The following is a 14,272-nucleotide window of genomic DNA, read 5'->3' as shown; positions in this document are numbered from 1 at the left end:
GTAGGGGTGACACCTGTCATCGCGTGACCGTCGTCTCGCTATCTGAGATCTTGCTCTGTGGATCTCCGTCCACACCCCGAGGGCGACGCATGTCGCTCGTGAACTGGTAAGACGTTCGAGCTGTGAACAACTCGGCGGGGCGCTGTCCCCAGGCTTGTCCACAGTTGGGGATGATCGTTTACACGGCGTCTCCACACCCCTCCACAGCTCGTCCACAGCTCCTGTGGATCATCGACTTGGCGACGCGCCGACGCGGGCCATATGTTCACCAAACAGCGGCGGCTGTTAGAACATGTGTATGGACGACCCGGTGCCGGAGGTGTGTGCGTGAGCGTCGCGGAGCTGCCGGATCGCCGGGAGGAGGCCCCGGCCGACTACGGTCGCACGCCACCGCAGGACGTCGCCGCCGAACAGTCGGTGCTGGGCGGCATGCTGCTGTCGAAGGACGCCATCGCCGACGTCGTCGAGATCATCCGCGGCAACGACTTCTACCGCCCGGCGCACGAGGCGGTCTACGAGGCCATCATCGACCTCTATGGCCGCGGCGAGCCCGCCGACGCCGTCACCGTCGCCGCGCAGTTGCAGAAGCGGGGCGAGCTGGGCCGGGTCGGCGGCGCGCCGTACCTGCACACCCTCGTCTCCTCCGTGCCGTCGGCGGCCAACGCCGGCTTCTACGCCGAGATCGTCCGCGAGCGGGCCATGCTCCGCCGCCTCGTCGAGGCCGGCACCCGCATCACCCAGATGGGCTACAGCGACGACGGCGACGCCGACGCCATCGTCGACCGCGCGCAGGCCGAGATCTACGCCATCACCGAGAAGCGGGCGTCCGACGACTACCACCCGCTCTCGGAGATCATGGAGGGCACGCTCGACGAGATCGAGGCCATCGGCTCGCGCGGCGGCCAGATGGTCGGCGTCCCCACCGGCTTCACCGACCTCGACGCTCTGACGAACGGCCTGCACCCCGGCCAGCTGATCATCCTGGCCGCGCGCCCCGCCGTCGGCAAGGCGCTGGCACTGGACACCCCGCTGCCGACACCGACGGGCTGGACCACCATGGGTGAGGTCCGGGTCGGCGACCTTCTCATCGGCGCCGACGGCCGGCCCACCAAGGTCGTCGGCGCGACCGAGGTCATGGCCGATCGTCCCTGCTACGAGGTCGAGTTCTCCGACGGCACGGTCATCGTGGCCGATGCCCAGCACCAGTGGGCCACCACCACCCGCGCCGCCCGGCGTGCGGCGAGCGAACGGCGCCCGCGCCGCTTCTACTGGCCGGACGCATCCGTGGGCCGGGCCTGTGCGATCGCGCGGCGGGCCGAGACCGAAGCCGACCGCCTCGTCACCGCGGCCGAGGCCGTCGCCGAGGTCGGCACCGAGTTCCGGCACGCCGTCCACGGCGCGGTCCAGGCGGTCGGCGTCGACGTCCTGGCTGCACGTCGTACCGGCGGGTCGGCACGGCCCGCCGAGCAGCGGGTGCCGGTGTACTCGCGTCGTCGTCTACTCGGCGAGCTCGCGCACCGGGTCTCCCGTCCGGTGGGCAGCTGGGCCGCCGCGGAACACTCGGGCATCGTCACGACGGAGGAGCTGGCCGCCACGCTGCGCTGCGAAGGCGGGGACGGGCGGCTGAACCACGCGGTGCGGCTGGCCGGTGCGTTCGACCTGCCCGACCGCGACCTGCCATTGCCGCCGTACGCCCTCGGCGTCTGGCTCGGCGACGGTCACAGCGCGGCGGCCCGGTTCACCTCCGACGACCCGGAGATCGCTGAGGAGATCCGCCGCGAGGGCCTGCGGGTCGAGTCTGCGGACGGCCGGCTCTACTCGTTGCGGTACCCCGATCCCGCGCCGGTCGCCGAGCGCTCGTGTGTCGTCTGCGGTGCCACGTTCGTGCCCAAGACCAGCCAGGTCCGCACCTGCGGGCGGCGTTGCGGCGGACGGGTCCGCGGGTTGGCCGGCGTCGCCGTGGCGCCGACCTGCCCCGACTGCGGCCGGCCGTCGACCGGGCTGCGGCGCTGCGATGCCTGCCATCGGCACCACGGCACGGTCCAGGCGGTGCTGCGCACCATGGGGGTCCTCGGCGACAAGCACATCCCGCGCGACTACCTCCGAGCCTCGATCCAGCAGCGCCGGGCACTCCTCGCCGGCCTGCTCGACACCGACGGGTACGTCAACGCCAACGGCGTGGTGCAGTTCGCGGTCACCAACCGCCGTCTCGCCGAGACCACGCTCGAGCTCGTCCACTCGCTCGGTTACCGGGCGCGGATGACCACCAAGCGGGTCCGCGGCCGCTCTGAAGCCAGCTCCACGTCGTACTGCATCACCTTCACGCCGCGCGACCCCGTGTTCCGGCTCGGGCGCAAGCTGCGGCGGCAGCGTCTCGGCAGCGGCCCTACGGCACGCATGGTCGTCGACGTCCGTCCCGTTCCCTCCGTTCCCGTCCGCTGCGTCGAGGTCGATGCCGCCGACCACCTCTACCTCGCCGGTCGATCCTGCATCCCCACGCACAACTCGACCCTGGGACTGGACCTCGCCCGGGCGGCGTCCATCAAGCACGGGCTGACGTCGGTCGTGTACTCGCTGGAGATGGGCCGCAACGAGATCACCATGCGACTGCTCTCCGCCGAGGCGAAGGTCCCGCTGCACCACATGCGCTCCGGCCAGATGACCGACGACGACTGGAACCGCATCGCCCGCAGCACCGGCGAGGTGTCCAGCGCACCTCTCTACATCGACGACTCGCCGAACATGACGATGATGGAGATCCGCGCCAAGTGCCGGCGGCTCAAGCAGCGCAACGACCTCCGCCTCGTCATCATCGACTACCTCCAGCTGATGACCAGCGGCAAGCGGGTCGAGAGCCGACAGCAGGAGGTCGCCGAGTTCTCCCGGGCGCTCAAGCTGCTGGCCAAGGAGCTCGAGGTCCCCGTCATCGCGATGAGCCAGCTCAACCGCGGCCCCGAGCAGCGCCAGGACAAGAAGCCCATGCTGTCCGACCTGCGCGAATCCGGCTCGATCGAGCAGGACGCCGACATGGTCATCCTGCTGCATCGCGAGGACGCCTACGAGAAGGAGTCGCCGCGCGCGGGTGAGGCCGACTTCATCGTGGCCAAGCACCGTAACGGCCCCACCGCCACCATCACGGTCGCCTTCCAGGGCCACTACAGCCGCTTCGTCGACATGGCCCAGTGAGAGGACCAGCCTAGGAAAATCCATTGTGCTCGCGCTGCAGAAGTGAACATCTGTGTAATTACAGTGGTGACATCTGGGGCACAGCCTGTCATCCACAGGCACAAACGGTTAACCCGCAGCTCAGGTGGGCCACCTACAGGAAAGAAGTTGGGACGGGCGCGCCAACGCCCGTCCCAACAGAGGCACTTGCGCGCCATCTACGTTTCTCAGCGTAAGGCCTCGCCCCGATTGACCCAACACCGGGTCTCGACCAGGAGGCGAACATGCCAAGAATCCAACGCTGCTCAGTCCGGCTCGTCGGCCGCCACTACTGCGAGCACTCGCTTTGCGTTCCCATCGAGCGGCCGGTACCACCCCAGTTGCGATGCAATGTCGACCAGCCGGCTGGGTACGGTTCGGGTGCCGGCGCGGCGTGCGGCTGCAAGACGCCTGCTGACCTGCGGGAACGGGTCGAGCGCGAGCTTCGCGACAACATCGCGGAGTCCCTTCGCCGCGGTTATGTCCTCATCCGCGTGGCTTAGCCCCGCCGACACGATCGGGAATATGCGGACAGCGCGGGGTGGCTGTCCTGGGTGTGACCGCAGTCCTGCCGAGCCCGCAGCCGGCCGCGTCCACCGACCCGGGCGGGGCGGTGGCCCGCTGGGAGATGTCCACCGTCCGCCGCGTGCGGCTGGCCACCGCTGAGCGGCTGGCCGACGCGCCGGGGTCGATGTGGGCGTTGGTCTGGGAGGGGTCCGTCGACGTCGAGACGGCGGCGGGGAGGCGGCGGGTCGGGGCGGGCGACGCCGTGTATGTGGGGGCGACGACGGCGTTCCGGGTGGTGGCGGCGGAGCCGGCGTTCGTGCTGGTCGCCGACCTGCGGCTGGTCGTGCCGGCGCATCCGGTGCCGAGCCCGCTGGTGGTGACGGCATTCAGCGACCGCCACCGCGGCGTCACCGGCCTCGTCATGACCTGCCCCATCAACGACGGCTGTCATCCGTCGCTGTTCGTGGCCAGCTACGCGGGGCTGGTGGGCGCCGCGATGACGGCGTCCTGGCTGGAGGACGCGCCCTCGCGCGCGGACGATGCCGGCGGCGACGAGCAGGTCGCGACGGTGGTGGCGGCCCTCGTGGCGCACCCGGGGGAGGCGTGGACGCTGGACCGTATGGCCGGCCTCGTCCACCTGTCCCGTTCGGCGCTGACCGACCGGTTCCGCCGCGTCACCGGCCGCAGCCCGATGCGGGTGCTCCGCGACGTGCGGATGTGGGACGCGCGACGCAGGCTCGGCGGCGGGCAGGCGGTCACGCAGGTGGCGTACGCCGTCGGGTACGGGTCGGTGGCCGCGTTCAGCCGTGCCTTCTCCGCCCAGCACGGCGTCGCGCCGCAACAGTGGCGCGACCGCTCAGCGGGCCGGGATCCGCAGCAGCGCGAACCCCACCCCGGCGGCCACGGCGGCAGCGGCGCCGACTACGAACGGGACACCGACGCCGTAGGCGTCGAGCAGGGCGCCGCCTGCCGCGGAGCCGAGCGTGATGGCGACCTGGAACGCGGTGACCTGCAGCGACATCGCGGACTCGACGCGTTCGGGTTCGACCCGCGCCACCCAGAGCTGGGTCGCCACGGGCACCATGTTGAACGCGAAGCCCCACAGCACGACCGCCACCGTCAGCAGCGGTAGGGCATCGGCCGTCGCGACCAGCAGGCTGACGCCGAGCAGCATCGGCGCGAGCCCGGCCAGCAGCCGCAGCCGGACGGCGGCCGCGCCGGCCACGATCGTCCCGGCGACGCCGCCGACGCCCCAGGCCAGCAGCAGCCACGTCGTCGCGCCGGCGTCGAGCCGCTCCGTGGCGACGCGGATGTACGGGTACGCCGCGAAGTTGCCGAACGCCACCAGCACGACGCAGCCGATCCCGGCCATCAGCCGGCGGTGCCGCAGCGCCTCACGCAGCATCCGGATGCCCGCGGACGGGTGCGCCGGGACGGACGGCAGCGTGCGGGCGAGCCCGGCGGCCGCCAGCAGGCCCAGCACCGCGGCCCCGCCGAACGCGGCCCGCCAGCCGACGACGTCCCCGACGACGGCGCCCACCGGCACCCCCACGACGGTCGCGACGCTGACCCCGAACGCCATCGCCGACGACACGACCCGGGCCCGCCCACCCACCGCGGACAGTCCGGCCCCGAACGCGAACGACCAGTACCCGGCGATCGCCACGCCCAGCAGCAGCCGCCCGGCCAGCAGCACGGCGAAGGTCGGCGCGACCGCCACCGTGAGGTTCGCCGCCGCCCCGACGAGCAGCAGGCCGACGAGGACGGTGCGCCGGTCGGCGCGCGGCAGCACGACGGCGATGCTCGGTGCGGTGACGGCGCCGGCGATCGCCGTGGCCGCGACGGCCAGCCCGGCGACCCCTTCGCTGACGCCGACGTCGGCCGCGAGCGCGGGCAGCACACCGGCCGGCAGGAACTCGCTGGCGACCAGCATCGCGATGCCGGCCGCGAGCGCGACGACGGGCGCCCAGCGGGGCCGGTCGGTCAGGACGGCGGACGGCGCCGGCTGGGCGCGCGGGGACGGGGAGGCCACCCACCCACCCTCCGCGACGGCGGCCGCCGCCGGTTGATCCCGCGGCCGGGCCCCTTGATCCCACGGCCGCCGCCGGTTGGGCCGGCGGCCGCGGCCGGTTGGGCCGGCGGCCGGCCGGTCGACGCAGCGGGCGCTACAGGCCGGACGCGTCGACGAGGCGCTGGCCGACGGCGCGGGTGGTGTGCCGCAGCTCCACGCAGCCGACGACCCGGAACGTCACCGGCAGCCGGGCCAGCTGCTCGGCGTACCACCAGGGGTTGCTGGTGCTGCCGGTCAGCCGGGTGGTGTCGTCGTCGATCGCCTCGAGCGTGCCGAGCATGGGCGCTACGCACGGCCGCACCTTCTCCAGCGGGCCCTCGATGATCACCTCGGTGTCGAACTCCCAGCCGCGGGCCAGGTGCGCCTCCAGTTCGGCGACGGCGTCGAGGCCGGGCGGCGGCGTGAACGGCGTTGTCAGCACGGACACCGACGTGACGCGGTCGATGCGGTACGCCCGCCGCGCGGAGGAGCCGTGCGACCAGCACAGCAGGTACCAGCGGCCGTGCCGCACGACGACGGCCCACGGCTCGACGTCGGCGGTCCATTCGGAGCCGGCCTCGGAGCGGTAGCTGAGCCGGACGTTGCGGCGGTCGGCGCAGGCCTGGACGAGCGTCGTCGCCGTCGACGGGTCCGGTCGGGCGGCCGCGCGATCCGGCGCCGGGGCCGTCGTCCGCCGCACCGCCTCGGCCTGTTCGGCGATCGGCTCGGGCAGGGCGCGCAGCAGCTTGCCCAGCGCGCTGCCGACCGGGTCGGTGGCGTCGGCGGCGTCGTGGTGACCGTCGAGGACGGCCATGACCAGGCCGAGCACCTCGGGGGCGGTGAACAGCAGCGGCGGCAGCCGGACGCCGCGGCCGAGCCGGTAGCCGCCGTAGGGGCCGCGGGCCGACTCGATCGGCAGGCCGGCCTCGCGCAGGATGCCGACGTAGCGGCGGGCCGCCCGCTCGGTGACCCCCAGCGCGTCGGCCAGCCGCTCGGCCGTGATGCCGGGGCCGGACTGGATGAGTTCGAGGGCGAGCAGCGCCCGTGCCGTGGGGCTCGCGTCGTGCGTCATCGCAAGATCTTTCCGGATCCGGAAGCAGAACGTCCGGAACCGATCCTAGCGTTCCGGCATGGACCTACAGGACCTGACCGTCATCAAGGAGTCGGTGGCCGGCGACGAGGTCGAGATGCTGATGTTCGCCCTCGACCGCGCCCGGGCGCAGTTCGCCTGGAAGTGCGACGGCCTCGACGCCGACGCGCTGAACACGAGGCTGCCGCCGTCCACGATGACGCTCGGCGGGATGCTCAAGCACATGGCGCTGGCCGAGGACATGCGCATCGCCGAGTTCATCACCGGCGACCACATGCCCGAGCCGTGGAAGCAGGAGAACTTCGACGCCGACCCCGACTGGGACTGGCACTCCGCCGCGAACGACACACCGGACGAGCTGTACGGACTGTGGCGCGCGTCGGTCGAACGGTCGCGCGCCGCGTGGGCGACGGTGCTCGCGAACGGCGGCGGACTGGACCAGCCGTCGATCTTCACGACCCAGTCCGGTGAGCAGCCCAACCTGCGCCGCGTCCTCGTCGACGCCGTGGAGCACTACATCCGCCACGCCGGGCACGCCGACCTGCTCCGCGAGAACATCGACGGGCGCGTCGGCGAGGACCCGCCCCAGCCCCAGGCGTCGTGAAGGAGCCGATCCACGCCGATCGGGTGCGGATCGTCCCGGCGAACGAGGCGTCCTGGCACGACCTCTCCCTGGTCTTCGGGACGGCCGACTACGCGGCCCGCTGCCGCTGCCAGTGGTTCAAGGTGGAGGGCTGGATGTGGCGCGACTCGACGTTCGACGAGCGGCTCGCGGCGCAGGAGGAGCAGACCCACTGCGACGAGCCGGACGCGCCGGAGACCAGCGGCCTCGTCGCCTACGTCGACGGCGAGCCGGCCGGCTGGGTGGCGGTCGAGCCGCGCCTGAACTATCCGGCGCTGCTGCGCCGTCGCAGTCCGGTGGTCTGGCGGGGCCGCCACGAGGACCCCGACGACGCCGGCGTCTGGGCCGTGACCTGCGTGATCGTCCGCAAGGGCTACCGTGGCCGCGGCCTGACCTACCACCTCGCCGCGGCCACCGTCGGCCACGCCCGCGACCGCGGCGCCCGGGCGCTGGAGGCGTACCCGATGCTCACCGAGCCGGGCAAGGAGATCACGTGGGGCGAGCTGCACGTCGGCGCCCGGCAGGTGTTCGAGGACGCCGGGTTCACGCAGGTCAGCCACCCCACCAAGCGTCGTGTCGTGATGCGGGTGGAATTCGGCGCGTAGGGGTGTCGGATCGGGGCCGTCCCGTTCGTCGTGGGGGCGTACCGCGAAGATGACAGCATCCCTGCGAAGGAGACCCGCCATGAAGTACCTGATGCTCGTCGGCACCGACCCCGACCACTCCGAGGCCGACGCCGTGGCCGCTCCCGACATCGAGGAGTGGTTCGCCTACGTGACGGGCGCCGGCAAGCACGTCGTCGGCGACCGCCTGCGCCCGTCGTCCGCCGCGACGACGGTCCGGGTCCGGGGCGGCGAGCTGCTGGTCACCGACGGCCCGTTCGCCGAGACCAACGAGTGGATCGTCGGCTTCGACGTGCTCGACTGCGCTGACCTCGACGAGGCGATCGAGATCGCGTCGAAGCACTCGATGGCCTACACCGGACGGCTGGAGCTGCGGCCGTTCTGGCCCCTCGACGGGTGACGGACGCCCGCGCGGCCGTCGCCGACGCCGTCGCCGCCGAGCGGCTGCGCATCGTCGCGGCGCTGATCCGGGTGACGGGCGACTTCGACCTCGCCGAGGACTGCCTGCAGGACGCCGTCGAGCGGGCGCTGGCGCGCTGGCCGCTCGACGGCGTCCCGGACAACCCCGGCGCCTGGCTGACGACGACCGCCCGGCGCCGCGCGGTCGACGTCCTCAGACGGCGGCAGACCGAGCGGGCGAAGCTGCGCGAGGCGCAGGCGCTGGCCGAGCTGGCCCGCGACCTCACCGGCGACGATCCCGGCCCGTACGGCGACGATCGGCTGAAGCTGCTGTTCACCTGCTGCCACCCGGCGCTGCCGATGGCCGGCCGGGTGGCGCTGACGCTGAAGTCGGTGGCCGGGCTGTCGACGCGGCAGATCGCGCGGGCGTTCCTGGTCAGCGAGGCGACGATGGGGCAGCGGCTGCTGCGCACGAAGAACAAGATCGAGCACGCCGGCATCGGCTTCCGCGTTCCCGAGCCGCACCGGCTGGCCGCCCGCACGGACGCCGTCCTCGCCGTCGTCTACCTGATCTTCACCGAGGGCTACGCGATGCTGCACGACGACCTCGCCGCCGAGGCCGTCGACCTGTCCGGGCTGGTCGCGCGGCTGCTGCCGGAGGACGACGAGGCACTCGGACTGCACGCGCTGCTGCTCCTGCAGCACGCCCGCCGCGCGGCCCGGACCGACGCGGATGGCGAGCTGGTCACGTCGGAGGAGCAGGACCGCGGCCGCTGGGACCAGGACGCGATCGAGGCCGGGCTGACGGCGCTCGCGGCGGCCCGCGCGACCGGCCGGCCGCCCGGGTACTACCGGCTGCAGGCCGAGATCGCGGCGCTGCACTCGACGGCGGCCGACGCCGGCAGCACCGACTGGGTCCGCATCGTCGCCGCGTACGACGCGTTGCTCGTGCTGCGCCCGTCGCCGTCGATCGCGCTGAACCGGGCGGTGGCGATCGGGTTCCGGGACGGGCCGGAGGCCGGGCTGGCCGCCGTCGACGCGCTCGGCGACGACCACCCGCGGCTGCCCGCCGTCCGGGCCGACCTCCTGCGCCGGGCCGGATGGCGCACCGAGGCGGCCGCGGCCTACCGGGACGCCGTCGCCGCCGCCCGGACCGAGCCCGAACGGCGTCTGCTGGAACGCCGCCTCCGCGAGGTCAGCCCTCCAGCCGGCGATAGCTGACGACGAAGTCGGTCGCCCACGCCCGGCCGTCCGGCGAGGCCTCCCAGCGCCCGTCGATCGTCGCGCCGTCGCCGGCCACCGTGCCCTCGAAGCGCTGGTGGAAGTCCTCGCCGGGGCGGGAGGCGAGCGTCCACCGGCCGCCGTCGAAGGCCATCGCGTAGACGCGGGCGACGCCGCGGGAGTCGGTGTAGAGCATCGTGTAGGCGCCGGAGTGGTCGTCGACGCCGATGACGGCCTCGGTCCAGTCCGGGGCGAGGCCCTGCCACTCGGGGACCACGAAGGTCTGCGGGTCGGTCCGCTGGGCCAGGAATCCGCCGTCGAGCCGGTGGAACGTCGTGGTGGCCCGGCTCATGAGCCGGTCGTCGATGGTCGCGGTGAGCTCCCACGAGCCCACCAGGACGTCGAGGCGGGCCAGCCGAGGATTCACGGTGATGTCCATGACTCCTCAGACTGGCCCGCCGGGCCGAATTCGTCGAGGGCTCAGCCCACCAACGCGGGCCCGCGCTCGGCCTCGGCCGCCCGCGGCTGCGGCGACGGCGCCGACTCGGTGAGCGCCATCCGGTCGTGCACCCGGCGCAGCGGCCGCGGCAGCCACCAGTTGCGCGTCCCGAGCAACGTCATCGTCGCCGGGACCAGCAGCATCCGGACTACGATCGCGTCCAGTGCGATAGCCAGCACCAGCCCGAGCCCGATCGCCTTGATCGGCGCGAACCCGCCGAACACGAACCCGGTGAAGACGACGCCGATGATCAGGGCGGCCGCGGTGACGATGCCGCCGGTGCGCTGCAGCCCGGCGACCACCGAGCCGTGCGCGCCGTCGCCGGCCAGCCAGCGCTCGCGGATCCGCGACAGCAGGAACACCTCGTAGTCGACGGAGAGCCCGAACGCGATCGCGCCGACCAGGATCGGGACGGTCAGGTGCAGGTAGCCGAGGCCCTCGCTGCCGAGCAGCCCGGCGAGGTGACCCTGCTGGAACACCCAGACGACCACGCCGAGGGCGGCGCCGATGCTCAGCAGGTTGGTGAGGATCGCCTTGATCGGCAGCAGGATCGACCCGGTGAACGCGAACAGCAGGGCCAGGGTGCCCACCGCCACCAGCGCGATCGCCCACGGCAGCCGGTCGCTCAGCATCGCCCGGTAGTCGACCAGCGTCGCGGTGTCGCCGCCGACCTGCACCTCGTAGGGCAGGTCCAGCGCGCGGATCGACCGGACGGCGTCCTGCGCGGCCGCGCCCTCGGCGTCGCCGGACGGGGTCGCGGCCAGGCCGGTGAGGTCGTCGGTCAGCTGGACGACCTCGACCGACTCGATGCCGGGGAGGTCCGCGACGGTCTCCCGCAGGCCGTCGACCGCGTTCTCGGGCGCCGACGCGACGATCTCGATGTCGCCCGCCCAGCGGGCCTGCTCGGGGAAGTGGGTGGTGAGCTGCGTCCACAGCTCGCGGGTGTCGGTCGACGCCGGCAGCATCCGCGGGTCGCCCTGCGAGATGTGCAGGTCCGCGACCGGTGCCGCGAGCGTCACCAGCGCGGCCGCCGTCGTGACCAGAGTGAGGACGGGGCGCTTCTGCACGCCGCGGGCGACCCGGGCGAACACGCCGTCGCCGGACTTCTCCCGCGCCGGCGAGACGCGGTGCCCGAACTTCGCCAGCAGCGCCGGCAGCAGCGTCAGCGCGGCGGCCATGTCGGCCAGCACGATCGCGGACCCGGCCAGCCCCATCGAGCGCAGGAACGGGTCGTTGAAGACCACCAGCCCGGCCAGCGCGACGGCCACCGTCAGCCCGGAGAACACGACCGTCCGTCCGGCCGTCGCCGAGGTCCGCAGCACCGCCTCGCGCACGTCGGGCGCCGTCCGCCGCTCCTCGCGGAACCGGCTCACCATCAGCAGCGCGTAGTCGACGGCGAGCCCGACGGCCAGCATCGTCGTGATCTGGATCGCGTACACCGAGACGTCCGTGACCTGGCTGAACGCGAACAGGATGCCGAACGTCGCACCGACGCCGACCATCGCGATCAGCAGTGGCAGCCCGGCGGCGAGCAGCCCGCCGAACACCAGCAGCAGCAGGATCAGCACGACCGGCATGGACAGCATCTCCGCCCGGGCGACGTCCTCCTGGGCGGTCTCGGAGAACTCGACGTCGGACAGCGGGCCGCCGGCGACCACGACGGACGTCGCGTCGATCGACTCCAGCCGCTCGGCGGCGGCCGACGCCTCGCCCTCGCCGTCGTCCTCCAGACCGGGCGAGAGCGCGATCTCGACGAGGGCCGCGTCGCCGGACTCCGACGGCAGCGGCGGCGAGACCGAGGCGATCCCGGGCAGCGCCGCGACGTCGGCCAGACCGGCCTCCAGCGCGTCGGGCGCGGCGCCCTCGATGACGGCGGTGACGACGTCCGGCTGCGGGGCGGCGTCGTCGACGTGCTCCTCGGCCTGGGCCGACTCGCTGCCGGGGACGGTTCCGACGTCGGAGGTGAGGCGGTCGAACACGCCGGTGCCGATGCCGAAGCCGGCGGCGAGGACGGCGACCCACACGAGGATGACGATGACGGGCCGCCTGACGGCGAACCCGGTGACGGTGCGTAACATGGCGGCCTCCTGGGGCTCCCGATGGACTGGGTCGATCGTGTCCCCGGACCCCCACCCGGCGGATCGCCGTGGAGAGCGGATTACCGCACCGCTCCCAGGAGCGGCGGACTCCCTCTCAGGAGTGAGAATCGCCCGGCGTGACCAGGCCGGTCTCGTACGCGAGCACGACCGCCTGGACGCGGTCGCGCAGGCCGAGCTTGCTGAGCATGCTGCTCACGTGCGTCTTCACCGTGTGCTCGGTGACGAACAGCTCGGCCGCGATCTCGGCGTTGGACAGCCCGCGCGCGACCTGGCGCAGGGTCTCGGTCTCGCGGGCGGTGAGCGCGTCGAGCCGGCCGTCGGACGCGCCCTGCCCGGCGCCGGGCGGCCCGCCGCCGCGCCCGACGACGTCCGCGATCAGCCGGCGGGTGACCGACGGCGCCAGCAGCGCCTCGCCGGACGCGACGACGCGGACCGCCTCGACCAGCTCGTCGCGGCGCATGTCCTTGAGCAGGAACCCGCTGGCGCCGGCCCGCAGCGCGTCGTAGACGTACTCGTCGAGGTCGAACGTGGTGAGAACGAGCACCCGGGCGTCGGTCTCGCGGCAGATCGTGGTGGTCGCCTCGATGCCGTCCATGTGCGGCATGCGGACGTCCATCAGCACGACGTCGGGGTGCAGCTCGCGCGCGGCGGCGACGGCCTTGACGCCGTCCTCGGCCTCGCCCACCACCGCGATGTCGGGCTGGACGTCGAGGATCATCGCGAAGCCGCCGCGCACCAGCGCCTGGTCGTCGGCGATCAGCACGCGGATGGTCGGGTCGGGCACGCCCTAATACAAGCGCAGGGAGGCGGTGACGCGAAAGCCCACGCCGCCGGCGCCCGGCCCGGTGTCGAGCGTCCCGCCCGCCGCGGCGACCCGTTCGCGCATGCCGATCAGGCCGTGCCCGCCGCCGTTGGAGGACGGAGTGCCGGGCCCGCTCGCCGGGCCGCCGCCGTCGTCGGCGACCTCGATGCGCAGCAGGTCGTCGGTCCAGGTCAGCCGCACGTCGACGCGTCCGGCGGCGGCGTGCTTGACGGTGTTCGTCAGCGACTCCTGGACGATGCGGTACGCCGTCGCCGCGACGTCGGCGGGGACCGGCCGCGGTGCGCCGTCCTCGCTGAGCGTCGCCGTCAGCCCCGCGTCGTCGACCCGCTGGACCAGGCCGGGGAGCGCGTCGAGGCCGGGCTGCGGCGCACGTTCGCCGCCGTCGTCGGTCGCGCGCAGCACGCCGAGCACCCGGCGCAGCTGGGCGAGCGCGTCGCGGGCGGTGTCGGAGATGGTGTCGAACATCTGCTCCGCGCGGTCCGGGTCGTGCCGGACGGCGATCGGCCCAGCCTCCGCCTGCACGACGACCAGGCCCATCGAGTGGGCGAGGATGTCGTGCATCTCGCGGGCGATGCGCTCGCGTTCGCGGGTGGCGGCGGTCTCGTGCTCCTGGGTCAGGCGCAGCGCGCGCTCCTCGAGCATGGCGATGCGGTCGCGGCGGGCCCGGGCCGCGGTGCCCAGCGCATAAGCGACGGCGAACAGCAGGCCCGTCATGCCGATGTTGAGCGCCTCCTCCTGCGGCACGAGTATCGAGACCGAGATTCCGACGATGGTCAGGCCCACGGCGATCAGCCGCTTCAGCGGCGGCGACAGGGCGGCGAATGTGTACGTGGCCACCAGTTGCGCCGCGGGCACGTCATCGAGCACGTCGACGAAGGACAGCAGCGCCGACGCGATCCCCGTGACCGCCGCCGCGCCGAACGGGTACCGGCGCCGCCACATCAGCGGGAGCGCGTTGGCCGCCGCCGCGAACGGGACCCACCACACCAGCCGCCCGTCGACGGCGGCGTTGAAGATCACGTAGAGCGCGCACGTGGCCGCGATGATCGCGTCGACGGCGACCGGTGGCAGGGCGCGCGCCCACGCGGCCAGCCGCTCGCCGTACTCGCTGAGTCGCTCCACCTGCCCAGTATCG

11 protein-coding genes and 1 pseudogene are annotated in these 14,272 nt (G+C 73.3%); 6 read left to right on the top strand and 6 right to left on the bottom strand.

The genetic code is table 11. From position 1 onward, the window contains the following. Window positions 1–261: 261 nt before the first annotated feature. Entirely contained in the window at window positions 262–3,186 is a 2,925-nt protein-coding gene (gene dnaB, locus BLU82_RS28910; protein WP_092624348.1) for a replicative DNA helicase, read from the top strand. 646 nt (window positions 3,187–3,832) lie between these two features. Next, window positions 3,833–4,555 (top strand): annotated as a pseudogene (locus BLU82_RS35855) (helix-turn-helix transcriptional regulator); the annotation flags it as partial. A gap of 12 nt (window positions 4,556–4,567) precedes the next feature. On the opposite strand, the gene BLU82_RS28900 reads toward BLU82_RS35855, so the two are convergent. Both BLU82_RS28900 and BLU82_RS28895 read right to left on the bottom strand, forming a co-directional pair. Further along, window positions 4,568–5,743 (bottom strand): MFS transporter, encoded by a 1,176-nt coding sequence (locus BLU82_RS28900; RefSeq protein WP_197682545.1) that lies wholly within the window; start codon window positions 5,741–5,743, stop codon window positions 4,568–4,570. A 133-nt stretch (window positions 5,744–5,876) separates the two neighbouring features. After that, window positions 5,877–6,833: a YafY family protein gene (locus BLU82_RS28895; RefSeq protein ID WP_092624346.1), complete on the bottom strand. Its 957-nt coding sequence runs from the start codon at window positions 6,831–6,833 to the stop codon at window positions 5,877–5,879. A 58-nt stretch (window positions 6,834–6,891) separates the two neighbouring features. On the opposite strand from BLU82_RS28895, the gene BLU82_RS28890 reads away from it, so the two are divergent. From BLU82_RS28890 to BLU82_RS28875, 4 genes are all read left to right on the top strand, one after another. Beyond that, entirely contained in the window at window positions 6,892–7,455 is a 564-nt protein-coding gene (locus BLU82_RS28890; protein ID WP_092624345.1) for a DUF664 domain-containing protein, read from the top strand. Beyond that, the gene (locus BLU82_RS28885; RefSeq protein WP_197682544.1) at window positions 7,452–8,078 is read left to right on the top strand and encodes a GNAT family N-acetyltransferase; all 627 of its coding nucleotides are present in this window, start codon (window positions 7,452–7,454) and stop codon (window positions 8,076–8,078) included. Before BLU82_RS28890 ends, BLU82_RS28885 begins: the two co-directional genes overlap by 4 nt. 79 nt (window positions 8,079–8,157) lie before the next feature. Continuing rightward, complete coding sequence (locus BLU82_RS28880; protein WP_092624344.1) at window positions 8,158–8,496, top strand: YciI family protein; 339 nt, start codon at window positions 8,158–8,160, stop codon at window positions 8,494–8,496. Next, window positions 8,493–9,716: an RNA polymerase sigma factor gene (locus BLU82_RS28875; RefSeq protein ID WP_092624343.1), complete on the top strand. Its 1,224-nt coding sequence runs from the start codon at window positions 8,493–8,495 to the stop codon at window positions 9,714–9,716. The genes BLU82_RS28880 and BLU82_RS28875 overlap by 4 nt, the downstream gene beginning before the upstream one ends. On the opposite strand, the gene BLU82_RS28870 is transcribed toward BLU82_RS28875, so the two are convergent. The 4 genes from BLU82_RS28870 to BLU82_RS28855 form a co-directional block, all read right to left on the bottom strand. Further along, window positions 9,691–10,155 (bottom strand): hypothetical protein, encoded by a 465-nt coding sequence (locus BLU82_RS28870; protein ID WP_092624342.1) that lies wholly within the window; start codon window positions 10,153–10,155, stop codon window positions 9,691–9,693. The genes BLU82_RS28875 and BLU82_RS28870 overlap by 26 nt on opposite strands. A 41-nt stretch (window positions 10,156–10,196) precedes the next feature. Further along, the gene (locus BLU82_RS28865) at window positions 10,197–12,293 is read right to left on the bottom strand and encodes an MMPL family transporter (protein WP_092624341.1); all 2,097 of its coding nucleotides are present in this window, start codon (window positions 12,291–12,293) and stop codon (window positions 10,197–10,199) included. A gap of 115 nt (window positions 12,294–12,408) precedes the next feature. Further along, on the bottom strand, window positions 12,409–13,098 hold the full coding sequence (locus BLU82_RS28860) for a response regulator transcription factor (RefSeq protein WP_197682543.1): 690 nt from the start codon (window positions 13,096–13,098) through the stop codon (window positions 12,409–12,411). Window positions 13,099–13,101: 3 nt separating this feature from the next. Next, window positions 13,102–14,259, bottom strand: coding sequence for a sensor histidine kinase (locus BLU82_RS28855; protein ID WP_092624340.1), 1,158 nt, complete (start codon window positions 14,257–14,259; stop codon window positions 13,102–13,104). Window positions 14,260–14,272 lie beyond the last annotated feature (13 nt).

It is taken from the genome of Jiangella sp. DSM 45060 (genome assembly GCF_900105175.1).
Classification (GTDB): domain Bacteria; phylum Actinomycetota; class Actinomycetes; order Jiangellales; family Jiangellaceae; genus Jiangella.
Note: the sequence above shows the minus strand (reverse complement) of the source record. Positions and strands in the feature narration are given on the sequence as shown.